Genomic DNA, 21,735 nt, shown 5'->3' on the forward strand with positions numbered 1-21,735 from the left:
TGCCTTGCCTGCCGGCTCCTGCCCTGACCGGCATTCACGTTCCGGTGAACATCGTGCGCCGTGATTGGTTGCATTTCAAGTGCGGCGGGGCTCACGCCACCTGCTCGGGGCGGTCGAAAAAACGCATGCCGAAAAAGCCGGCGACAAAGCCGCCGATATGAGCCTCCCAAGCGATCTGGCCGTCGATGCCCGGCGCAAAGCCGAGCAAGCCGGTGGCGAGGTTGATCACCATCCAGACGCCGAGGAAGGTCATGACGCCGCGCGAACGCAGCACGATCGCGATCGGCAGCGGCTCGCCGGCGAAGGCCGCCCGGCCGGACGAGCGGTCGATACGGAAGCCATAGCGCGCCGCCGCCCCCATCATGCCCGAGATCGCACCCGAGGCGCCGACGAGCGGCATTTCGCCATACGGGTGCATTGCCCAAAACAGCGCAACCGAAGCCAGCCCGGTCACGGCGTAGAATACCGCAAACCGACCAGCGCCGAGACGATTGGCAAGCGGCGAGCCGAAAGCGGCGAGCCAGATCATGTTGATGGCAATATGGGCAAAGCCCCCATGCATGAAAGCGTAGGTGAAGGGGCGCGTGAACAGGAACCAGTCGAAGCCGTACTGTCCGGTGTAGAGCACCGGAATGAAGGCTCCGTCGTAGAGCAGCGTCAATTGCTGGGTGTCGTTCAGCACATATTGCTGCAGCAGGAAGACGATCGCGCAGATCGCCATCACCGCCAGCACCACCGGCGGCAGGTTAAACACCGGCTCGCGGCGCGGCTCCGGCGCCTCTTCGTCAGGCTGCGGTTCGGATTCAGTCGGGCTTACCGGTTCGCTCATGCGCCCCTTGCACTTGGCTGGAGACTCGATTTCCGGCGAGCATGTAGTTCACGCCCGATCGAATCACAAACCGCGAATCGCCCCAAGCAGAATCAGAGGGGGCCGAATCGGAAGAGGGCGAATCAAAAAGAATGCCGTCCAGGGTTTCCCCTGAACGGCCGGTCGAGTCCCCTGCTCCCCGTAAACTTTTAACTGAAGTGCTGCCGATCGCTGCTGAAACGACCGTTTTGGAGTGGTTTTTGGTGTGCCACAGGCCCCACCGGCGCGCAATGTAAACCACTTGTTAACCTTAACGACCCCGATCCGTGAACAAACGTTAACGCTGCTGGCACGCATCCTGCTCCGCACCGCATGAAGGTCATCGGAGGGCGCCCTGTCTGTTCGCCGATGGGACAACAAAAAAGACAGATTGCTCGGAGCGGAATGGAATGAATCAGAACGGATCAATCACGCTGTTCCAATATTGGAACCAACTCCGTGATGGCCGCCCTGCCCCGAAGCGCTCGGAAGTCGAGCCGGCGGACATCAAGTCGCTTTTGGCGGACACGTTCATCCTGGAGCGCGACACACGCGGCGAAGCCGTGTTCCGGCTGGCCGGCACCAGGCTCTGCGCCTATTACGGCCGCGAGCTCAAGGGTTTCTCCTTCCCCTCGCTTTGGCGCGAGAAAGACCAGCGGCTGATGTCGCGGCTCATCCACGGCGTTTTCGATCAGAAATCGGTCCTGCTTTTGACCTATGAAGGTTTCAGCCGAAACGGCCGCTCCAACAAGTTCGAACTGCTTGCGCTGCCGCTGGACGGCGGCGTCGAAAGCCCGCGCTGCCTCGGCATCGTCAGCGCCGCGGAAAGACCGTTCTGGCTGGGCGCCGACCCGCTCGCCGATGCGCTGATCGACGCGATCCGGGTCATCGATCCCGACAAAGAACCGATGTTCCTGAAAAACCGGCCCGCGATCGACGTTCCCTCGCTCGTGCCGACAGAGTTCGACGCGCCCGAGACCATCTCGGCGCTCGGCCGCGTGCGCCGGATCCGGCACCTCGTCGTCTTTGATGGCGGCCGCAACGAGTAAGGCGGGTCGCGAGGCTTTTTCGCCGTGATCGGACCTCGCTTTTGCCTTGCGCGGACGAGCGATGCCAAGCCATTTAGGGCCGGCTTTTTCCCCTTTGTTAACCTGCCTTGCTGTAGTTTTTTCCGGCGAAATTCTGCGCAACGTCGCGTGGGATGCCAACGGGGGTGTAGGCAGTCATGAGGTCAGCGGCGGTAGAATACGCGCCGTCCCGAGCAGAGCGGCGTAATTTCCAGCGCGTCCGGGTGAAGATATACGGGCGATTCATGCTGGAGGACCGCACAGAGCATGCGTGCCAGGTGATCGACATGTCGCCCGGCAATGTCGCCCTGCGCACCGATCGCGTCGGAATGCCCGGCGAAAAGGTCATTGCCTATATCGACCATATCGGTCGCATCGAAGGCATCGTGACACGGACCTCGCAGGACGGTTTCGCCATGACCGTTATCGCTTCCGACCGCAAGAAGGACAAGCTTGCCGCGCAGCTCACATGGCTCGCCAACAAACATGAGCTGGACCTGCCGGAAGACCGCCGCCATGAGCGCGTCGCGCCGCGCAATCCGATGAGCGTGCTGCAGCTCACCGACGGGCGCCAATATCAGTGCCGCATCATCGACCTGTCGCTTTCGGGCGCGGCGATCGAGATCGACGTCAAGCCGGCGATCGGCGTGCAGGTCATGCTCGGGACGATGCGCGGCCAGGTGGTGCGTCATTTCGAGGACGGCGTCGCCATCGAATTCGCCGTCATCCAGCGGCCGGAAACTTTGGATTCGGAATTCAACGCGCCGCGGTCCTGATCGCAGTCGAACTTAAGCAACACCAGACCGGCCGGCAGCGGCCGGTTTTTTTGTTGGCCCTTCCGCAGCCGGGCGGCGTGCCGGGACGTCATGTGAAGCGGAATGAAGCCGGGGCAAAATCTCAACAATCCGGAATCGAGATAGTTCAAATTTTATATTTATTCTACGGGCGTTTTACTCAATATCTACTTCGCGTTTTTGCGTCAAATAAATCCCAACGTGGCACAGTCTCTCACAAACGGGGAGACTACCATAATGAAAATGACGAGGGGCAAGCTGTTGCTCTTGGCAATGGCGATGCAGCTTTCCGCGTGGGGCACGGCAAGCGCAGGACCGGTGTTCATGCATACGGGCGGCCGCACCACCCAGCCGGTCGGCCACTACGAGTTCTGCCGGCGCATTCCGGCCGAATGCAACGAGCGGACGCCGAAAGGGTCTCCGGTCGATCTGACCCGCAAGCTGTGGGCGACGATCATCAACGTCAACAATTCGGTGAACACCCGCGTCAAGCCGCGCACCGATATGGAGATCTATGGTGTCGAGGAATACTGGGCCTATCCCGACAACGGCTATGGCGATTGCGAGGACTATGCGCTGGAAAAACGCCGCGAGTTGATGGCCGTAGGTGTTCCCGCCGGCGACCTGTTGATGACGGTGGTGCGCCAGCCGAACGGCGACGGTCACGCGGTGCTGACGGTGCGCACCAGCCTCGGCGAATTCATCCTCGACAACCTCGAGCCGAAAGTGCTCGCCTGGAACGATACGGTCTACACCTACCTCAAACGTCAATCGACCGAGAATTCGGGCGTTTGGGTTTCGATCAACGACGGCCGTGAGGACGCCGTCGCCAGCGTCCGCTAAGGGCGCCGATGCATGTCGCCCAAAAGTGCGCAGCGGTTTTGGGACAACGACATGCGCAAAGAGAACAAGCACGTCGCATTCGTGCGACGTGCTTAGGGAAAAGCCCGGTCGAGTCCCCACCCTCCCCGTCCCCAACGACCGGGTTTTAGGAGCCGGCCCTGTCCCCGGGCCGGCTCCGCCATTTCTGGCGATGCCCGTCGAGGGAACCAGCCGACCGGCTTGCTGGAAGCACCCGCTCCCACCGTCATCGGCAGGCCTTCCTGATCGCGGTGGTTAGGCGCAATATGGCCGTTCATTTCGGATGGAAGGCGATGCTGGAAATCCCTGAGGATCGCTGCGAGCGCCACCGACTGTTCAAGGCCATAGACGACGCTTTCAAGGCGGGCGACCTTGAAAGTCTTGGCAGAGCGCTCGGCGGCTCGGCGCGCTGGTTCGATGAGCAGATGCCGTTCGAGCTCGGCCTCGGCCATCCGCTGGAATACGCGATCTATTGGAGCCCTATCGCTTTCATCGGAACCTTGCTCCGTTCCGGCTCGAACCCGAACTATGAGGATCAAGCCGGCTTTCCTTCTTTGATCGCGGCGCTGTCGACCGAGCGGCCGGACAGGCTGGAAGTCGTCCAGCTCCTGTTGGAACATGGCGCCGACCCGAACATGCGTGGCGTGAACGATTGGACGCCACTGCACTACGCGGTGTCGCTGCGCGACGCCGAGGCGATCCGCCTGCTCCTGGCGTCGGGCGCGGATCCGTCGCTCAGAACCCGCATCGACGACTATGAAACCGCGCTGGAGGGCGCCGACACGGCCGGCTTTGAAGCTGGGGCGTCACTGCTGCGCAATGCTATGTCCGGGCACGGCTAAGCGGACGGCATGCCGTGAGGTAAATGCGGGCCATCTGGGCTCTCAGGCCGCTTTGAACCCAGCCCTGAAGCGCTTGCCGTTGGCGACATAATGCGCGGCCGAGACGCGCAGCCTCTCGACCGCCGCGTCGTCCAGCACCCGTATCACCTTGGCGGGCGAGCCGACGATCAGGGAATTGTCCGGAAAAACCTTGTTTTCCGTCACCAGGGCGCCGGCGCCGACCAGCGAATTGTTGCCGATCCTGGCGCCGTTGAGCACGATGGCGCCCATGCCGATCAGGCTGTTGTCGCCGACCGTGCAGCCATGCAGCAGCGCGCGATGGCCGATCGTGCAGCCCTGCCCGATGGTGAGCGGAAAGCCCGGATCGGTGTGCATGATCGTATGTTCCTGCACATTGGTATCGGCGCCGATCGTAATCGGCTCGCCGTCGCCGCGGATGACGACACCGAACCAGAAGCCCGCATTGCGTCCGATCCTGATATTGCCGATCAGCGCGGCATCCGGCGCGATCCAGTTCGTCTCGACGTCGTCGAATCGCGGAGCCTTCCCGTCGATCGCATAGATTGGCATTTTCGTCTCCGAATCGTTTCAGGCCGGGAAATCAGCCGAACCTAAGAGACCGGTCGACCAGGAGGCAATGGTGATCAGCACGATGCCCAGCGCCAGCGCCCAGGCCACTGCCGTGCAGCCGCAGGAAAGCAGCGCCAGCGTGCCGATGCGCCCCTCGCGCCTGGCGGCTAAAGCTTCATTGGTGAGCATGAACGGGCCGGCACAGGCGGTTGCAGCAAGCGAGCGCAGGACATGGGCGGGCGATACATAAGGCTCGGCAAAGGCCAGCCGGCGGCCAAAGATGAGTTCCATGGCCGAGCCGGCGAGGCCGCAAGCCGTCAGGCCGACCGCAAAAGCGTAGAGAGGGAGGAACATCGGATCCATCTTTACCAACCGTTTACCATGAAATCGCACAGTCGTGCCGACGCGCTGCAAGAGCCATGCCGCGCGCGCTGTGCCACCTGAGGACAGGTGAGCGGATCGGGGATCGCGATGAGAGAGGCAGCCGCCGACAGCCCGGACTTCGAGGTCGTCGACTCGACCTTCATGAAGCGGGTCTTCTACGCCTTCGCGGCGCTGGCCCTGCTTTCGGTGGCCATCAGCGTCGGCGGCAAATGGCTTGGCCGATCGATCGCCATGGCCGGCTATACCGACGACACCACCGTCCGCCAGGTCGTCATGGGCAACAATGTGATCAGCGTGCCGGCCAACTTCATCCGCTTCGACCAGGCCAGGCGCGACGGTATCGCTTCGCGCCTCGACCTCTATCTGCGCTATCCCGAAATGGACGGCTACAGCACCGCCGCGCGCGACGACTTCAACCACGCCACGACCAAAAAAATCATTTTCCTGTCGTTCGAGCCGCGGATGATGTCGCGCGACATGAGCGGCCGCTTCGCGCCGATCTACAGCGCCCTGATCGTCAAGCCGAGCACACCTGGCCCTGCTGGAACCATGCTCTACGGCTTCACCGAAAAGTCAGGTTATCTCAACGAGGTGCTGGCGGTCGCCGACCGCGCCGGCAAGGATCCTTTCGTCGCCCGCTGCCTGAGCGGACCGAGCGCCGAGGAATCGCTGGCGCCCTGCGAGCGCGATATCCAGGTCGGCGACGATCTCAGCCTCACCTACCGTTTCCCGCGCGAACTCCTCGGAAATTGGCAGGCGCTCGACGCCGCGATCGCCACCAAGGTGGCAGGCATCCTGAAAACGGGACACTGAAGCGCGGCGCCGAAGCCATTCACCCTGCGCCCATCGTCCCTCGCCAGGCTCAACGGATCGCGATGATGGGCGCCAAGATACGATCTGGCATCGGGCTGGTAAGGCGCGCTATTGGTCAAGCATGATGCCAGCCTATCTCGCTTTCGACACCTCGAGCCGCCGCCTGCGGCTCGACCCGCACACGCCAGCGTTCGTGCAAAACCCCTATGAGGCCTATGCCTTCCTGCACGGTGTCTCGAACACCTTCTTCTGGGAGGATTACGGCTTCTGGTGTTTTGGCGGCTTCGACGACGTCAACCGCCTGTTGCGCGACCGTCGCTTCGGCCGCCAGAATCCGGCCGGCATCCCCGACAGCCGCGGCGTCGGCGACGACCGCTCGCATCTCACCGCTTTCGACGGCATCGAAGCCAATTCGATGCTTGAGCTCGAGCCGCCGGTGCACACCAGGCTTCGGACGCTGGTCAATCGCGCTTTCGTCTCGCGCCAGGTCGAACGGCTGCGGCCTCGCATCGAGGTGCTGGCCAACGACCTGATCGATCGCTTCGAGCCGGACAGCGTCGACCTTCTGCCCGCCTATGCCTCGCCTTTGCCGATCACCATCATCGCCGAGATGCTCGGCGTGCCGGTCGAGATGGGGCCGCAACTGCTCGACTGGTCGCATCAGATGGTCGCCATGTACATGCATGGCCGCACGCGCGAGGTCGAAGAGACTGCGAACCGCGCCGCGCGCGACTTCGCGGCCTTCCTGCGCGGCTACGTCGCCGAGCGGCGCAAGAAGCCAGGAGACGATCTGCTGTCGCTGCTGATCGAGGCTCAGGACAACGGCCAAAAACTTTCCGAGGACGAGCTGGTTTCCTCGGCGATCCTTTTGCTCAATGCCGGGCACGAAGCCACCGTGCATCAGACCGGCAATGCGGTGCGTTCGATCCTGGCGCAGGGCGACGATCCGCGCCGCTTCTTCGAAACACCGGAAGCAAATGTCGCGACGGTCGAAGAATGCCTGCGCTACGACGCGCCGCTGCACATGTTCCTGCGCTACGCCTATGAGGAGATCGAAGTGGCGCCGGGCATTTCGGTCAAACCCGGCGAGATGGTCGCACTTCTGCTCGGCATGGCCAATCACGACCCGCTGGCGTTTGCCGGGCCTGGCACTTTCAACCCGGCACGCACGGACCAGAAGAACGTCTCCTTCGGCGCCGGCATCCATTTCTGCATCGGCGCGCCGCTGGCGCGGTTGGAGCTGCAGGTGTCGCTGAAAGCGCTGTTCGACCGGCTGCCAGATTTACGCCTGGCCGAGGAGCCGCGTTTTCGCGATACCTATCACTTCCATGGGTTGGAGCGGCTAGCTGTAAGCCTCTGAGGGCGGCTGCGCCCTCAGAGCTTAATCACGTATTCCTTGCGCGTCGTCTCCAGCACCTCCCAGGTGCCCTTGAAGCCCGGCCGCAGCACGAAACTGTCGCCGGCCCTGACGGTTCGCGCCTCGCCGCCGTCCTCGGCGATCACCGAGACGCCCGACAGGATGTGGCAGAATTCCCATTCGTCATAGACGATGCGCCACTTGCCGGGTGTCGCTTCCCAGATACCGGCATAGAGGCCATCGCGCTCCTCGACATTCCAGGTGCGGAACTTCGGATCACCTGAGATCACGCGATCCGGGGCCGGTGCGCCGGCCTCCGGTTCCACGCTTTCGGCATTCACGGCAAGGAAAGCCGACATCGCGGTCAGACCTTGCTCAGCGCCTGTTCCAGATCGGCGACGATGTCGTTGATATCCTCGATGCCGATCGACAGCCGGACCGTGTCCGGCCCGGCGCCGGCCTTGATCTTCTGCTCGTCGGAAAGCTGGCGGTGCGTGGTCGATGCTGGATGGATGACCAGCGATTTGGTGTCGCCGACATTGGCGAGGTGCGAGAACAGTTCCAGCGCCTCGACGAACTTGACGCCGGCCTCGTAGCCGCCCTTGAGGCCGAAGGTGAACACGGCGCCTGCACCTTGCGGAGAATATTTCTTCTGCAGCGCATTGTTCTTGTCGCTCGGCAGTCCGGGATAGTTCACCCACGCGACTTTCGGATGGTTCGAAAGCCAAGCCGCGACGCTCACCGCGTTATCGCAATGGCGCTGCATGCGCAGCGGCAGCGTTTCCAGGCCGGTCAGGATCAGGAAGGCGTTGAAAGGCGAGATCGCCGGGCCGATGTCGCGCAGGCCGAGCACGCGCGCTGCTATCGCAAAGGCGAAGTTCCCAAAAGTCTCGTGCAGGACGAGGCCGCCATATTCGGGGCGCGGCTCCGACAGCATCGGATATTTGCCGGACTTCGACCAGTCGAAGGTGCCGCCGTCGACGATCGCGCCGCCGATCGAATTGCCGTGGCCACCGATGAACTTGGTCAGCGAATGCACCACGATGTCGGCGCCGTGCTCGACCGGCCGCACCAGATAGGGCGAGGCCAGGGTGTTGTCGACGATCAGCGGCAGGCCGTGCCTGCGGGCGATGTCGCCGATCTTCTCGATGTCGACGAAGATGCCACCGGGATTGGCGAGGCTCTCGATGAAGATCGCCTTGGTCCTGTCGTCGATCTGGCTCTCGAAAGTCGATGGGTCGTTGGTGTCGGCCCAGCGCACCTGCCAGTCGAAATTCTTGAAGGCGTGGCCGAACTGGTTGATCGAACCGCCATAGAGTTTTGTGGCGGATACGAAATTGTCGCCCGGCCGCATCAGATTGTGGAAGACGAGCACCTGCGCGGCGTGGCCCGAGGCGACGGCAAGCGCGGCCGTGCCACCCTCGAGCGCGGCGATGCGCTCCTCGAGCACCGCCTGCGTCGGGTTCATGATGCGGGTGTATATGTTGCCGAATGCCTTCAGCCCGAACAGCGAGGCGGCATGATCGGCGTCATCGAAGACGTAGGAGGTGGTCTGGTAGATCGGCGTGGCGCGCGCGCCGGTCGCCGGATCGGGCTTGGCGCCGGCATGGACGGCGAGCGTGTTGAAACCGGGCGTACGGGTCATCGAGACTTCCCTCTCCTGATCTTTCGAAAATCGCCGGGCATTCTTGGCGAAGCGCGGTCGTGAATGCAAAGAAGAAAATACCTTTCGGCGCACGATCTGCGGCGAACGTCCGGGAAAATCCAATTCGTCCCGGAATAAATTTGCGCGGCCGAAGGCTGGCTTATTTCTGGCGCACACCAAAACTCTGGAAGCCCTGCCGCATCAAAGGCTTCTTCGACGACAGCACGCCGGAATTGACGCCGGTCCAGCCGATCTCGCCCGACAGCTTGCCGTATTCGATCTTCGGGCAGCGGTTCATCACCACCTTGATGCCGGCGGCCTCGGCACGGGCGGCCGCCTCGTCATGGCGCACGCCAAGCTGCATCCAGATGACCTTGGGCAGCGGATCGAGCTTCAGCACCTGGTCGACGATGCCCGGTATGGCTGCCGAACCGCGAAAAATGTCGACCATGTCGACTGGCTGCGGCAGGTCGGCAAGGCTCGCATAGACGGTGCGGCCCAGGATCTCCTTGCCGGCATGACCCGGGTTGATCGGAAACACCGAAAAGCCCTTGGCTAAAAGATATTTCAGCACGAAATAGCTCGGCCGCACGTCGTTTGGCGACGCGCCGACCATGGCGATCGTTTTCACCGAGTTCAGAATGCCGGCGATGTAGGTGTTGTCGTAGGCGTCGTGATTCATGGCTCGTCCTCATACAGCGCTTCGGCGAGAAAGGCAGCCGGGTCGCTGCAGAAGTCGCGCATCATGCGAAAATGATCGGTGTCTTGAAAATCCGTCGGGTCGAGGCCGAATCGGCTGATGCGGAAGAGGCGCGCATTCGGGCAGGCCATCAAAAGCGGCGAATGCGTCGCCATGATTACCTGCGCGATGCCGGATCGCTCCATGCGCTGAAGCAGCTTCAACAATTCGATCTGGCGCGTCGGCGAGAGCGCGCTTTCGGGTTCGTCGAGGATGTAGATGCCTTGACGGCGGCAGCGCTCCTCGAAAAAGCGGATAAAGCCTTCGCCATGCGACCAGGAGAGGAAATCGGGCGGCGCCGCGCCAACATCCAGCGCCGAGCGATCGAGATAACGCGCCACGGAGTAAAAGGATTCAGCACGAAAGAACCAGCCCGCGGTGACCTTCGGCAGCCAGTGCGCACGTAATGCGCGAGCCAGAGCCGCACCACTCTTGTCGACGGCGCCGGAGTGGTCGACAGGCATATAGCCTTTGCCGCCGCCGGCCTCGTCATAGCCGGCCAGCGCGCCGATGGCTTCGAGCAAGGTCGACTTTCCAGTGCCGTTCTCGCCGACGATGATGGTGATGGCGCTTGTGAACTCGAACTCGAATTCACGGTCTCGAAAAATCGGCAGGCTCCAGGGATAGTTCTCCCAATCCGCGACCCGCGACGGCTCAAGCAGGATGCGCTTGAGATAGGGCGCCTTCAGCCGCGTCAGTTGCTTGCGGGCAGCCACGTCGAACCTTCAACGATGAAAAAACGCGGGCTGCATCCCGGGGCCAGCTATTCGTCGGTCCATTCCGGCTTGCGCTTGCCGATGAAGGCGCCGATGCCTTCCTCGGCATCGCGCGCCAGCATGTTTTCCACCATCACCCGGCCGGTATAGGCATAGGCGTCGGCCAGCCCCATCTCGGCCTGGGCGTAGAAGGCTTCCTTGCCGGTCCTGACGACCAAAGACGATTTCGACGCAATGGTTTGCGCGTATTTGTTGACAACCTGATTCAGATATTCGCGCGGCACGATGCGGTTGATCAGGCCGAATTCCTTGGCCGTCGCCGCATCGATCGTCTCGCCGGTCAAAATCATTTCCATCGCCTGCTTGCGCGAGACGTTGCGCGACAGCGCCACCATCGGCGTCGAGCAGAACAAGCCGATGTTGACGCCAGGCGTGCAGAAGGTCGCCTCATGCGAGGCGATTGCCAGGTCGCAGCTCGCGACCAGTTGCAGACCGGCGGCGGTTGCTAGGCCATCGACCTCGGCGATCACTGGCTTCGGATGGCGCACGATCGTCTGCATCAGGCTCGCGCAGGCCGCGAAGGTCTTTTCGAAGAAGGCTTTGCCCCGATCCGGCTCAGTGCGGTGCGCCGTCATTTCCTTGAGATCATGGCCAGCGCAGAAAACCTTTCCGGACGCCGCCAGGATAATGACGCGAACCGACTTATCGGCCCTCACACGATCGAATTCAGCCTGCAGGGCCGCCATTGTCGCGAGCGACAGCGCATTGGCCGGCGGGCTGGCAAGTGTGAGGCACAGCACGCCCTTCTCCTGGCTGACGAGAACAGGGCCGTCGGCGACGGCGGGCTTGATGGCGACAACTTCAGCCACTTTCTAAACCTCGTAATCAGCGCTCGCGGCTTATGGAGCAACAGAACTAGCACGCTGCCGGTTGAAGAACAGCCGCGAGACGTGTTTTCTCCGTCGCACCGTTTGGTCCAGGCGTATCGCCCGGAGCTTGCCAACTTATATAGGACGCCGCCGATGCCTGCCCAAAGCAATCTGAAGCCGGTGCTCACCGCGGCGGAGGTCAATGCGCTGATGGCAAGCGTCTATCCGCAGCTCAACGACCAGTTCTCTTTCTACGAAGCAACAGAAGTGTTTCCGGGCGGTTGCACGGTGCGGCTCAACGCCGACGAGCGGCATCTGCGCCCGGGCGGCACCGTCTCCGGCCCCTCGCTGTTCACGCTGGCCGACATCGGCGGCTATGTCTGCGTGCTAAGCCATGCCGGGCCGGACGCGCTTTCGGTAACCACCAACCTCAACATTAATTTTGTCCGTAAGGCGGAGGCTGGGCCGATCGACGGCCATTGCCGCATCCTCAAGCTCGGGAAGAGCCTGATGGTGTTCGACATCGACATCGTTGCAGGTCCAGATAGGCAGACTGTGGCGCACGCCACAGGAACCTATTCGATCCCGCCGAGGCGAGGCTCATCCTGAGCATTGATGCGGAGATGATATATATATATATATATATGCATAGGTGGATTTTTGATCGAGCGTGACAGCCGCCGCATCATAAAGCGCCCGAAGGATGAAGGCTTCGAATTGGTTTCGGTTCGGGGCTCGCATCATAAGTTCCGAACTATGTCGAGCACGAAGTTATGTCGCGATCGCCGTCCGGGCCCCTGACTCTTGGGGATCAAAGGGCCGGATCGCTTTACATAACTATGATGCTCGCGCAGTGGCGAACGTACCCTTCTTGATCAGCGGTGGCGCGCCGGCATCAAGGATGTCGAGCTTTTCGGCCGGATCGATCCGCAGATAGATTTCAGTGCTAACCACACTGCTGTGGCCAAGCCAGAGCGCGACACGCCTGACGTCTCCGGTCGCCTGGAGCGTATGGATGGCGCAGGTGTGTCGCAGGACATGCAGCGTCACCCGTTTCCCGGCCAAGAGGAACGTCCCGAAACGTAGGAAGACCGACGTTTCCATCAGTGGTCGGATGGAACAACGGCGGCGAGCTAGGCCGCGTACTCAAGAATTCAGCATGTCCGCTTGGCACCTGAAAGCTGTCTTTGGAGCGGGCAACGTGAGCATGCCAGCCAAGTGCGAATTGCCGACATCAGGCAACCGAGTTCAGGACCCTAAAGCGCAGCCCTTGAACGCTCAAAACACGGAGCTCGTCATCGGCCACGCCTCGTCCGGCGCGGAGGAACGGCCGCGGCGAGCAAACGCGAGCCAGCGGTCAGTTCCACTGCTCGTTAAACGAGACGATGTTCGAGGCACCTTCTCACGTCTTCGGATACTCGCTTACGTGCTCGCATTTAAGCTCGCGAGGAGTTTCCGAACCGCGCTGGATGAGGAGACCCACCTCGTCCCCAAGCGAGTGCTTGCGGATCGCAACCTGAACGTCCCAGAAGCCGCGCACCTGTTGGCCATCAACCGCGAGGACCAGTTCTCCCCCTAGCACTCCGGCCCGCGCCAGCTGGCTATCCGGCTTGGGAGTTTGGAGGACGAAAGCGGGCGGCTCCGACTCGGTCGGGACTTCAGAAGGCCAGGGAAGACCAGGCCAAGGTGCAGCGGCATCGCGCCAGGCGGTGGTCAGTGTTTCGGTGCCATAGTCCACGCAGCCACAGGCACCGAGACCGCACATGGGGCAGAGACATGCGCAGTGAAGCCCGTCCTGGGCGAGCTGCCGAGCCACAACCCCTGGCAACAGCCGCGCCGTGGATAGTGCGGCGTCGGCATGTGCCTTAAGATGCTTCGGCGCGATCTCCCTGAGACGCAGCTCGTAGAGCCGAAGCGCCAGTTCGAACAGGATCGCGTAGCCGAGTGCGCAATTGTGGAACGCGAGGGATAGGTCCCGAAGTGCCTCGGAGAGTGCGTTGGGCTCCCGCGATGCGGACAAAGGGCTCGTCATCTCGCCGCTCGGCTCGGTCCCACCGGACTCCTTGAGGTAGGTAGCAAGCTGGTCGCGGTGCATCTGCACCATCGGTCGGAGGCGCTCGATGGCGGCAAGGGTATCGGGGTGCCCGGCAGACAATTGCTGCGCTCGGTCAAGCCTTCCTGCCACTTCACCCTCATTCGCGACGAGTTCCGCCACGGTACGGCGGATTAACTGGGACCTCAGATCGGCTGTCATTCCCTGATCCTCCCTTGCTACTCAACGCAGGTAGTGTCCTTCACCGCCGTGAGGAGCGCGTTGGTGCAGGCAGTGACCCTGTAATCACCCGCTCCCTGCGCATAGGAGACGATCCCATGAAAGCGGCCGATATCGACGCTTTCAGCCCCATAGGGCACGAGTTGGTCGGCTCCGGCGATCGTGGTCGTCGCGATACATGACGCCGCGAGGACGAGGTACCGGCACCCCTTGATCATTTTCTTCTCCCCTCGAACTGTATTGAACTCTCCTGTTTCGACAAGTTGACGCGTTTCACCGCTATCCTGCGCGCGCGGACATGGCGAATCTCCGGCTACCCCCGAACGCAATGTTCGTGGTCAAGCATTGAAGACACGCGGTAATCGGTACCTTTCGCCCGATTGTGATGGATCGGCCATCAACCCCGTAGCAACATTCCATACGCTTTTGGCTATAATGACAATCAATCAATACGCGTGGGAAGACCACGAATTCGTTATGGCTATTCAACGTGACGCCCTTCCACCGCTCGAATGGATCCGGGCTTTCGAAGCCGCGGCTCGGTTGAGCAGCTTTACCGCTGCGGCAAGGGAGCTCGGGCTTACTCAGGCTGCGGTCAGCCAGCGTATTCGGAATCTGGAGCTGCGACTGGGTGCGCAGCTTTTCGATCGGCAAGCGAGAGGAGTCGCTCTTTCACTCGAGGGCGAAACGTGGCTGCCGCAAGTACAGGCGGCTCTTGGTCAGCTCGTGCACAGCACCGCTAACCTCTTCGCGTCGCCTCGACGCAAGATAACCATCGTCGCCACCGCTTCGGTCATCGAGCTTTGGATCGTTCCTCGCCTTTTGCAGATCGTGCGGGGGTTTCCGGATCTGCAGGTTTCGTTTGAGACCATTCAACAACTGCCCGATCACCCGCGAACGGAGGCCGATTTCGAGATCATCTTCGGTGAGGGCGATTGGCCCGGCCACGAGGCGCGGCGCCTCTTTTTCGAGGAACTCTCGCCTGTAGCAGCCCCTGCCTCATTGAAGGAAGCATCGGGGGGTTGGGAGAAGTTGCCGCGAATTGCCACCTTCGGGCCGAGGATCGGATGGAGAGACTGGTCGACCGAAATGGACGAGCCGCCACCGCCGCCTGCGCGATTGCGCTTCGATACCTTCGCGCAGGCGTTGCGTGCGGCAGAGCTCGGCTGCGGTGTTCTCTTAGGATCGCTCGCGCTTTGCCGAACGTCACTCGATGCCGGCCGCCTCGTCCGCCTGACCGACAAGGTCATTCGTACGAAGGGGTGCTATTGGATAACCTGGTCTCGCAGTCAGCCAGGATTCCGCGAGCGCCGAACCCTGCTTGACTGCCTTACAATGGAGATGAGCCCCGGGTCGGAGCGGCTCAAGGAGGCGGCTCTGCCCGCCTCCTTGAAGTGAAGCGTAATGGCTTGGTCGCGCGGATATTGTTGAAAAAGCCCCAACCGGTCCAAGTAGAACGTTTGCTTAGAATGCTGTTCCGTTAAGAGTCCGGTTGCGACTCCTTACCGGAAATCAGATTCTTTTTGCTTTCATTCGGACCGCGCAGGCCGAACAGCCGCTTATGGCGCAGGCTTCCAGTTCAGCACAGGCATGTGAACTTCTGGTCACCACACCCAACTTCGACATTGCCGCAGGCTGAACCTTAAGGGAGCAGCAGGCATCATCTCCTTCGTCTGCGTGCCACTCTCTTCTCTCTGCATTTGAAGATGCGGGCCGGCTATGTTGAGAGAAATCGACACAATGCCTTGAAATCCAAGAACCGCAGTCGGCAACTCTACATAATTTTCCGCTCGACATAGTTCGGCTTATGTCGAGCTCAACATAAGCCGAAAAGGCGCTATCGTGCATGTCGTTCCGCATCCCGAGAAGGATCTGCCCGTCGGCACCGCCCGCGCGATCGCCAAGCAGGCAGGCTGGATTCAGACGAACTAAGTCATGCGCGGAATCAGGAGGCTTCATGAAGAACTATTTCGCGTTGGTCGAAAAGGATGCGAACAGCGCCTTCGGCATTCGCTTTCCTGACATTCCCGGCTGCTTTTCGGCTGCGGATGTAGCAGCGGATATCGTGCCGAATGCAGTCGAGGCTCTGCAGCTTTGGGCCGAAGATATGCTTGTGCCCGAGCCGTCCAGCCCTGACGCGATCGTCTCATTTCCCGAAATTCGTTCCGCCCTCTCCAAGGGAGCGTATCTGTACCGTTGATCGATAATGACGGCGCGGTGGTCAGGCCAACGTGACTTTCGAGCGCGGCGTCTTACGTGCGATCGATGCCGCGGCGCGTGAGCGCGGTATTACAAGGTCCGCATTTCTCTCTAGCGCCGCCCGAAAGGAAATCGAGGCTAAGCATTAGCACAGGGGTGCGCATAGCAGGCATAACATTGAGGTAAAATAATACCTTCTATTCAACTTATTGTTTTTGCTATGCTTTCGACGCTGGCATGGTTTTCATGCGCCTTGACGCGTCCAGCACCCTCGCCTATAAGCCCACCCGAAGCAGCGGCCCGCAACGGCCGCCGTTTTGTTATTGGCGACGGGCCTACCGGCCTGGCGTCAATCCAAGCAACAAGAAACGCCTTTCCTTGTCCTTCGCGGATGAGGAAGGTCAACCTGAGAGCAAAACCATGGCTACCTTTTCGCAGAAGCCTGCGGATGTGGTGAAGAAGTGGGTGCTGATCGACGCCGAAGGTCTCGTCGTCGGCCGCCTCGCCACTGTCATCGCCAACCATCTGCGCGGCAAGCACAAGCCCACCTTCACCCCACATGTCGATGATGGCGACAACGTCATCGTCATCAACGCCGACAAGGTGGTGTTCACCGGCAAGAAGTACACCGACAAGGTTTACTACTGGCACACCGGCCACCCCGGCGGCATCAAGGAGCGCACCGCGCGCCAGCTGCTCGAGGGCCGTTTCCCGGAGCGCGTCGTCGAGAAGGCCGTCGAGCGTATGATCCCGCGCGGCCCGCTCGGCCGCCGCCAGATGAAGAATCTCCGCGTCTATGCAGGCGCTGAACATCCGCACGCCGCTCAGCAGCCCGTCACGCTCGATGTGGCCAAGCTGAACTCCAAGAACAAGAGGGCCTCGTAATGGCTGAGCTTTCCTCGCTCGCAGAACTCGGGACTGCCACTGCCGCCGCGCAGCCGGCCGCGCCCGTGCATGTCCAGAAGCTCGACAAGTCGGGCCGCGCCTACGCCACCGGCAAGCGCAAGAACGCCATCGCGCGCGTCTGGGTGAAGCCGGGCTCCGGCAAGATCACCGTCAACGACAAGGAATTCGCGAGCTATTTCGCGCGTCCGGTCCTGCAGATGATCCTCAACCAGCCGATCGTCGCCGCGAACCGCGCCGGCCAGTACGACATCGTCGCCACCGTCATCGGCGGCGGCCTCTCCGGCCAGGCGGGCGCCGTGCGTCACGGCATCTCCAAGGCGCTGACCTATTACGAGCCGGCGCTGCGCTCGGTGCTCAAGAAGGGCGGCTTCCTGACCCGCGACAGCCGCGTCGTCGAACGCAAGAAGTACGGCAAGGCGAAGGCCCGCCGCAGCTTCCAGTTCTCGAAGCGCTAAACGCTGTATTTTCGAGCTTACGAAAAGGCCGCCCCCGTGGCGGCCTTTTCATTTCGCGCAGCTACTGACCGCCTCTATTGTCCGCGCGCGGCGGGTATCTTGATGTAGTCGATGAATGCGCGCAGCGGCGCGGGCACCAAGCGCCGCCCCGGGTAGTAGAGGAACGGTCCGGAGAATTGCTGCCACCAGGGTTCGAGGACGGGTTCGAGGGCGCCGCTCTCGAAATGCGGGCGGACCCAGTCCTCGAACAGCCAGAGAATGCCGACGCCGGCGATCGCCGCATCGATAGCGAGATCGACGCCTCCACCGATGCTGACGACCAATGGCCCAGTGGGATCGACTCGCACCACCTCACCATCCCGCTCGAACTCCCAGGGCGTCATGACCCCGCTCGGGAAGCGGCCGCGCACGCAGGCATGGCCAAGCAGGTCACGGGGATGCTGCGGCCGACCGTGCCGGTCAAGGTAGGCCGGCGCAGCGGAGGTGGTGAAGCGCTGCGTGCGCGGTCCGATCGGCACGGCGATCATGTCTTGCTCCAGCCGCTCGTCATAGCGGATGCCGGCATCGCAGCCGGCCACCAGCAGATCGATAAAGTTCTCCTCGGCAATCACCTCCAGGCGAATGGCAGGATAGGCCGCCAGAAATCCCGGAACGATTCTTGGCAGCACCAGCCGCGAGGCGCTTATCGGCACGTTGAGCCGCAAGGTTCCGGCGGGCCGGTCGCGAAAGCCGTTCACCACATCGAGTGCGGCTTCTACCTCGCCCAATGCGGGGCCGAGCCGCGCCAGCAGGCCGGCACCAGCCTCGGTCAAAGCGACGCTGCGCGTGGTGCGGTTGAAAAGCCTGACACCGAGCTGGGTTTCCAGACGGCGGATGGCTTCGCTGAGCGCGGACGCGCTGCCCGCCGTCGCACGGGCTCCTTCGCGAAAACCGCCGGCGCGCGCCACGGCCATAAACGCCTGAAGATCGTTGAGATCGGTCGCCATTGTTCGAAGATCCGCACAAGCCGTTTCGATTATACCTGGTTATCGGAACAGCAGCCATGCCCTATTTCTCTCGCCGACAGCGAAGGAGAACCACGATGTCCAGCTTAGACAAATCCGGCACTTATAAACTCGGCGATCACTCGGTCCGCCGCCTCGGCTACGGGGCCATGCAGCTTGCAGGCAAAGGCGTGTTCGGTCCGCCGAAAGATCCAGACGCAGCGATCGCCGTGCTGCGCGAGGCAGTGGCGCAAGGTGTAAATCACATCGACACCAGCGACTACTATGGTCCGCATGTCACCAACAAACTGATCCGCGAGGCGCTGGCGCCCTACTCTGACGATCTCGTCATCGTCACCAAGATCGGCGCCCGCCGCGGCAGCGACGCCTCCTGGTTGCCGGCCTATTCGCCCGAGGAACTCACGCAAGCCGTGCATGACAATCTCGCCAACCTTGGGCTCGACGTGGTCGATGTCGTCAATCTGCGCATCATGTTCGACACCCTCGGCCCGGCCGAAGGCTCCATCGAGGAGCCGCTGACGGCGTTGGCCGAGTTGCAGCGCAAAGGCCTGGTCCGCCATATCGGGCTGAGCAACGTCACCCGCGCGCAGATCGCGGAAGGCCGCCGCATCTGCGAGATCGCCTGCGTGCAGAACCAGTACAACCTCGCGCACAAGCAAGACGACGCGCTGATCGACGAGCTTGCCCGCGACGGCATCGCCTATGTGCCGTTCTTCCCGCTCGGCGGCTTCAGCCCGCTGCAGTCCTCGACCTTGTCAGGTGTCGCGGAAAGGCTTGGCTCAACACCGATGCAGGTGGCGCTCGCCTGGCTGTTGCAGCGGGCGCCGAACATCCTGCTGATCCCCGGCACGTCGTCGGTCGGGCATCTGCGGGAGAACCTGGCGGCTGCGGAGCTGGAGTTGTCGGCGGAGGTACTGCAGGAGCTGGATGGCGTTGCGAAGGCGGCATGAGGTTTGCCAATCTCCCCCACAAGGGGGGAGATTACTCGCTTCAGCGCAGGCTCTTAGTTGATACTCGCCGTATGCGCCGGCTCAGCCGTCTTTATATCCGTCGTATAAGGCACGCGAAACCCGTTCGCCGTCAGCCATTCGATCGCCGCTTTCGGCTCATCGGTCTGGATGATGGTGGCGCCGCGGTCGACCCAGAAACCCCAGGCTTCGCGCGGCAGGCTGGCGGCGACCGCAAGCTCGTCGCCGCGGCCGCCGGCGAGGAAGCCGCCCGGCTTGTTGACGATGGCGTAGGTGTCCGCCCAGAGATGCCAGTCGCCGCGTATGGCAGAAGCCCGCATGCGAGAGCTGAACAATGGCCCGCCATTCGCGGTCAGCGTCTCGGCGCCGTTACGCCAATTGATCAACTCGATGGCGCGTGGCGCGAACGCCTTGTCGACCTCGCCGGCAAAGGCGGCATCATGCACGGCATCATCGGCGAGGATCGGCATGAACTGGAAGCCGCCGCCGGCCTGGGCGAGCGCCGCCTTGGCGGCGTCGATGCGCTGCCGGTTCCAGAGGTTCTCCTTGACGATCACCTGGTCGGCCATGCCGAGATCGCGGGCGACCGCGATCATGCCCGGCAGGTCGGTTACCTGCAGCTTGTTGTCGAGGTTGATCAGGATCCTGTCCTTGGTGGTCAGCAGCATCTCGCGCAGCGTCGACACCGGCTCGTCGGTGACGGCGCCGGTGCCCTCGATCACCAGCCGGCATCTTTTCAATTCGGCCAGCGTATATTCCACCACCTCGCCTTTGCAGGTCGTGGTGCGGTCGAGCCAGCTGTCATGCATGATGACGAACGCCCCGTCCTTCGTTCGCCTGACATCGACCTCGACGATCTCGGCGCCGATCGCGATCGAGCCCTCGACCGCGGCAAGTGAATTCTCGGCATAGAGCGTCTTGCCGGCCTGCATGCTGCCGGCGCGGTGCGCGGCGATCATCACGTGGTCGCGCCACTGATTGGCGTGCTCGAAGCGGTCGAGAATCTGACTGGCGCGCGTTTCGCCGGCTAAACTTTGGCTTGTGGCGACAGCAAGCGTGGCGGACAGAAGAAGGCTCAGCCAGAGTGTTCGCATCAGGGAATCGCTCCGTTCCGGGTCGGGACCCGGTTAGGCGATGCCCATGACAAGGCGGTGAACGAAGCCGGCTAGCGGTTTCGAAGGTGAGCTCATCAAATCCGCTTGGAAAGCCGGCGGAACCACGCCAGCGCCGGCATCTCGACGAAGCGCCAGGTGAACCAGGACGCGACGATGACGGCGATCAGCATTGCCATCAAAGCGGCGAGGCCGATCGATGGCGAGCCGACACCGAAGCCGGTCACCTGATCGCCGCGCAAGGTCATGTCGCCGACAATGCCGAGCCCGAACTTGCGCTCGATCAGGCCGCCGACATTGATCATGCGCGCCTGCACGAAGATGTGGACCATGTAGATCGAGTAGGAGAGTGAGCCGAGCAGCAGCATCGGCCGGCTGGAGAGCAGCGCGCTGACCAGGCCACCCTCATGGGCGAAGAGGTAGAGCGCCAGCGCGAAGACGACGGGTGCCGCAATGCCTGCATCGTTCGCTCCAGCGACGGAAACGAACAGCCCGATCACCGCGATCATCGCGAGTTCAGCCAACGTCCAGGCGACGCGCCCTGCCCCGCCGCTACGTGCCTGTCGCGCCTCTGCAATGGAATCATGCTGAAACCAGGCAAGCAGCGCTCCAAGCGAGAAGCCATACAGGCAGCGGATGAAGCCGAAGTCGAAGGACACGTCCATATGACGCGTCGAGAAAGCAAGCAGGAAGAAAGGCGCCGTCATGGCCGCGGCGACGAACCATATCCAGGCACGCCGGCCGGTCGCGAACACCACGCCGGCAAACAGCAGATAGGTGAAAAACTCGGCCGAAATGCTCCAGCTCGGCGCGTTCCAGCTCAGATGATCTTCGACCCCCATGCCTTGCAGCAGCAGGAGATTGGCGACGAGGCTTTTGAGATCGAAGCCACCGGTGAAGGGGGCGGCACCGGTTCCGTGCAGGGCCGGGAGCATAAGCCGCAGCGCCTCGAAGGCGATGAAGGCGGCAAGCATCAAAAGATGCAGCGGGTAGATGCGGCCGAAGCGCACCAGCGTGAAACGAGCAAGCTCATCCGGCTCGCCCAGCCGGCTGCCGTAGGAGCTGGCGATGACGAAGCCGGAAAGCACGAAGAAGAAGTCGACGAACAGATAGGAGCCGCCGACAAAGGCGCTCTGCGAGATCATGGACGTGGTCGGAAAATGGAACAGCGCCACCAAAAGCGCGCAGATGCCGCGCCAGGAATCGAGCACCAGGAAGCGCTCGCCGGTCGCCGTGCCGGTCCGGATCGCCGCCGGAGCGGGTGCGAGATTGAGCAAGGCGGCTTCGGTCATAATGAAACAGATCCTGTGTTGCC

Annotated in this window: 27 protein-coding genes; 13 read left to right on the top strand and 14 right to left on the bottom strand. The window is 62.2% G+C overall.

Going from position 1 to position 21,735, the window contains the following annotated elements; genetic code table 11:
* Nucleotides 1-91: 91 nt before the first annotated feature.
* Nucleotides 92-829: a rhomboid family intramembrane serine protease gene (locus AC4FWB_RS02150; RefSeq protein WP_491024114.1), complete on the bottom strand. Its 738-nt coding sequence runs from the start codon at nt 827-829 to the stop codon at nt 92-94.
* Nucleotides 830-1,257: 428 nt separating this feature from the next.
* Here AC4FWB_RS02150 and AC4FWB_RS02155 point away from each other — a divergent pair, with 428 nt between their 5' ends.
* The 4 genes from AC4FWB_RS02155 to AC4FWB_RS02170 all read left to right on the top strand — a co-directional run bounded on the left by AC4FWB_RS02155 (nt 1,258) and on the right by AC4FWB_RS02170 (nt 4,411).
* A complete protein-coding gene (locus AC4FWB_RS02155) occupies nt 1,258-1,896 on the top strand; it encodes a PAS domain-containing protein (protein ID WP_491024115.1) in 639 nt (212 codons plus the stop codon).
* Nucleotides 1,897-2,072: 176 nt separating this feature from the next.
* Nucleotides 2,073-2,690 (top strand): PilZ domain-containing protein, encoded by a 618-nt coding sequence (locus AC4FWB_RS02160; RefSeq protein ID WP_126100174.1) that lies wholly within the window; start codon nt 2,073-2,075, stop codon nt 2,688-2,690.
* A 255-nt stretch (nt 2,691-2,945) separates the two neighbouring features.
* Complete coding sequence (locus AC4FWB_RS02165) at nt 2,946-3,551, top strand: transglutaminase-like cysteine peptidase (RefSeq protein ID WP_491024116.1); 606 nt, start codon at nt 2,946-2,948, stop codon at nt 3,549-3,551.
* Nucleotides 3,552-3,862: 311 nt separating this feature from the next.
* On the top strand, nt 3,863-4,411 hold the full coding sequence (locus AC4FWB_RS02170) for an ankyrin repeat domain-containing protein (protein ID WP_491024117.1): 549 nt from the start codon (nt 3,863-3,865) through the stop codon (nt 4,409-4,411).
* A gap of 42 nt (nt 4,412-4,453) precedes the next feature.
* On the opposite strand, the gene AC4FWB_RS02175 is transcribed toward AC4FWB_RS02170, so the two are convergent.
* Both AC4FWB_RS02175 and AC4FWB_RS02180 read right to left on the bottom strand, forming a co-directional pair.
* The gene (locus AC4FWB_RS02175) at nt 4,454-4,981 is read right to left on the bottom strand and encodes a gamma carbonic anhydrase family protein (RefSeq protein ID WP_491024118.1); all 528 of its coding nucleotides are present in this window, start codon (nt 4,979-4,981) and stop codon (nt 4,454-4,456) included.
* Nucleotides 4,982-4,999: 18 nt separating this feature from the next.
* Complete coding sequence (locus AC4FWB_RS02180) at nt 5,000-5,335, bottom strand: DUF6949 family protein (RefSeq protein WP_491024119.1); 336 nt, start codon at nt 5,333-5,335, stop codon at nt 5,000-5,002.
* A 117-nt stretch (nt 5,336-5,452) separates the two neighbouring features.
* Between AC4FWB_RS02180 and AC4FWB_RS02185 the strand changes: the two genes are divergently transcribed.
* Both AC4FWB_RS02185 and AC4FWB_RS02190 read left to right on the top strand, forming a co-directional pair.
* Nucleotides 5,453-6,178, top strand: a complete 726-nt coding sequence (locus AC4FWB_RS02185; protein ID WP_491024120.1) for a hypothetical protein — start codon at nt 5,453-5,455, stop codon at nt 6,176-6,178.
* Nucleotides 6,179-6,299: 121 nt separating this feature from the next.
* Nucleotides 6,300-7,538, top strand: coding sequence for a cytochrome P450 (locus tag AC4FWB_RS02190; protein WP_491024121.1), 1,239 nt, complete (start codon nt 6,300-6,302; stop codon nt 7,536-7,538).
* A gap of 14 nt (nt 7,539-7,552) precedes the next feature.
* On the opposite strand, the gene AC4FWB_RS02195 is transcribed toward AC4FWB_RS02190, so the two are convergent.
* The 5 genes from AC4FWB_RS02195 to AC4FWB_RS02215 all read right to left on the bottom strand — a co-directional run bounded on the left by AC4FWB_RS02195 (nt 7,553) and on the right by AC4FWB_RS02215 (nt 11,504).
* On the bottom strand, nt 7,553-7,894 hold the full coding sequence (locus AC4FWB_RS02195) for a cupin domain-containing protein (RefSeq protein ID WP_491024122.1): 342 nt from the start codon (nt 7,892-7,894) through the stop codon (nt 7,553-7,555).
* Between the two features lie 5 nt (nt 7,895-7,899).
* The gene (locus tag AC4FWB_RS02200; protein WP_491024123.1) at nt 7,900-9,180 is read right to left on the bottom strand and encodes an O-acetylhomoserine aminocarboxypropyltransferase; all 1,281 of its coding nucleotides are present in this window, start codon (nt 9,178-9,180) and stop codon (nt 7,900-7,902) included.
* Between the two features lie 160 nt (nt 9,181-9,340).
* Nucleotides 9,341-9,862, bottom strand: a complete 522-nt coding sequence (locus AC4FWB_RS02205; RefSeq protein WP_491024124.1) for a CoA-binding protein — start codon at nt 9,860-9,862, stop codon at nt 9,341-9,343.
* Complete coding sequence (locus AC4FWB_RS02210; RefSeq protein WP_491024125.1) at nt 9,859-10,635, bottom strand: AAA family ATPase; 777 nt, start codon at nt 10,633-10,635, stop codon at nt 9,859-9,861. Before AC4FWB_RS02210 ends, AC4FWB_RS02205 begins: the two co-directional genes overlap by 4 nt.
* Before the next feature lie 47 nt (nt 10,636-10,682).
* Entirely contained in the window at nt 10,683-11,504 is an 822-nt protein-coding gene (locus tag AC4FWB_RS02215; protein ID WP_491024126.1) for an enoyl-CoA hydratase, read from the bottom strand.
* 153 nt (nt 11,505-11,657) lie between these two features.
* Between AC4FWB_RS02215 and AC4FWB_RS02220 the strand changes: the two genes are divergently transcribed.
* A complete protein-coding gene (locus AC4FWB_RS02220) occupies nt 11,658-12,113 on the top strand; it encodes a PaaI family thioesterase (RefSeq protein WP_491024127.1) in 456 nt (151 codons plus the stop codon).
* Between the two features lie 228 nt (nt 12,114-12,341).
* On the opposite strand, the gene AC4FWB_RS02225 is transcribed toward AC4FWB_RS02220, so the two are convergent.
* The 3 genes from AC4FWB_RS02225 to AC4FWB_RS02235 all read right to left on the bottom strand — a co-directional run bounded on the left by AC4FWB_RS02225 (nt 12,342) and on the right by AC4FWB_RS02235 (nt 13,994).
* On the bottom strand, nt 12,342-12,569 hold the full coding sequence (locus tag AC4FWB_RS02225) for a tyrosine-type recombinase/integrase (RefSeq protein ID WP_491024128.1): 228 nt from the start codon (nt 12,567-12,569) through the stop codon (nt 12,342-12,344).
* Between the two features lie 337 nt (nt 12,570-12,906).
* Nucleotides 12,907-13,758 (bottom strand): hypothetical protein, encoded by an 852-nt coding sequence (locus AC4FWB_RS02230; protein ID WP_491024129.1) that lies wholly within the window; start codon nt 13,756-13,758, stop codon nt 12,907-12,909.
* A 17-nt stretch (nt 13,759-13,775) separates the two neighbouring features.
* Nucleotides 13,776-13,994 carry a hypothetical protein gene (locus AC4FWB_RS02235; RefSeq protein WP_491024130.1) on the bottom strand — a complete coding sequence of 73 codons (219 nt, stop codon included), beginning with the start codon at nt 13,992-13,994 and terminating at the stop codon, nt 13,776-13,778.
* Nucleotides 13,995-14,211: 217 nt separating this feature from the next.
* On the opposite strand from AC4FWB_RS02235, the gene AC4FWB_RS02240 reads away from it, so the two are divergent.
* From AC4FWB_RS02240 to rpsI, 5 genes are all read left to right on the top strand, one after another.
* Nucleotides 14,212-15,174, top strand: a complete 963-nt coding sequence (locus AC4FWB_RS02240) for a LysR family transcriptional regulator (RefSeq protein WP_491024131.1) — start codon at nt 14,212-14,214, stop codon at nt 15,172-15,174.
* A 444-nt stretch (nt 15,175-15,618) separates the two neighbouring features.
* Nucleotides 15,619-15,708 carry a type II toxin-antitoxin system HicA family toxin gene (locus AC4FWB_RS02245; RefSeq protein ID WP_491024132.1) on the top strand — a complete coding sequence of 30 codons (90 nt, stop codon included), beginning with the start codon at nt 15,619-15,621 and terminating at the stop codon, nt 15,706-15,708.
* 25 nt (nt 15,709-15,733) lie between these two features.
* Complete coding sequence (locus tag AC4FWB_RS02250; protein WP_491024133.1) at nt 15,734-15,976, top strand: type II toxin-antitoxin system HicB family antitoxin; 243 nt, start codon at nt 15,734-15,736, stop codon at nt 15,974-15,976.
* A 419-nt stretch (nt 15,977-16,395) separates the two neighbouring features.
* Nucleotides 16,396-16,860, top strand: coding sequence for a 50S ribosomal protein L13 (gene rplM, locus AC4FWB_RS02255; RefSeq protein WP_059184834.1), 465 nt, complete (start codon nt 16,396-16,398; stop codon nt 16,858-16,860).
* Nucleotides 16,860-17,336 (top strand): 30S ribosomal protein S9, encoded by a 477-nt coding sequence (rpsI, locus tag AC4FWB_RS02260; protein WP_059184835.1) that lies wholly within the window; start codon nt 16,860-16,862, stop codon nt 17,334-17,336. Before rplM ends, rpsI begins: the two co-directional genes overlap by 1 nt.
* Nucleotides 17,337-17,410: 74 nt before the next feature.
* Here rpsI and AC4FWB_RS02265 read toward each other — a convergent pair whose 3' ends face one another.
* Nucleotides 17,411-18,322, bottom strand: coding sequence for a LysR family transcriptional regulator (locus AC4FWB_RS02265; protein ID WP_491024134.1), 912 nt, complete (start codon nt 18,320-18,322; stop codon nt 17,411-17,413).
* A 95-nt stretch (nt 18,323-18,417) separates the two neighbouring features.
* Here AC4FWB_RS02265 and AC4FWB_RS02270 point away from each other — a divergent pair, with 95 nt between their 5' ends.
* Nucleotides 18,418-19,290, top strand: a complete 873-nt coding sequence (locus AC4FWB_RS02270; RefSeq protein WP_491024135.1) for an aldo/keto reductase family oxidoreductase — start codon at nt 18,418-18,420, stop codon at nt 19,288-19,290.
* A gap of 53 nt (nt 19,291-19,343) precedes the next feature.
* Here the strand turns inward: AC4FWB_RS02270 and AC4FWB_RS02275 are convergent, their stop codons facing one another.
* Both AC4FWB_RS02275 and AC4FWB_RS02280 read right to left on the bottom strand, forming a co-directional pair.
* Nucleotides 19,344-20,402, bottom strand: coding sequence for a glycerophosphodiester phosphodiesterase family protein (locus tag AC4FWB_RS02275; protein ID WP_491024136.1), 1,059 nt, complete (start codon nt 20,400-20,402; stop codon nt 19,344-19,346).
* A gap of 95 nt (nt 20,403-20,497) precedes the next feature.
* Nucleotides 20,498-21,712: an acyltransferase family protein gene (locus AC4FWB_RS02280; protein WP_491024137.1), complete on the bottom strand. Its 1,215-nt coding sequence runs from the start codon at nt 21,710-21,712 to the stop codon at nt 20,498-20,500.
* Nucleotides 21,713-21,735: the final 23 nt, after the last annotated feature.

This window comes from Mesorhizobium sp. LEGMi-168a, from assembly GCF_058312955.1.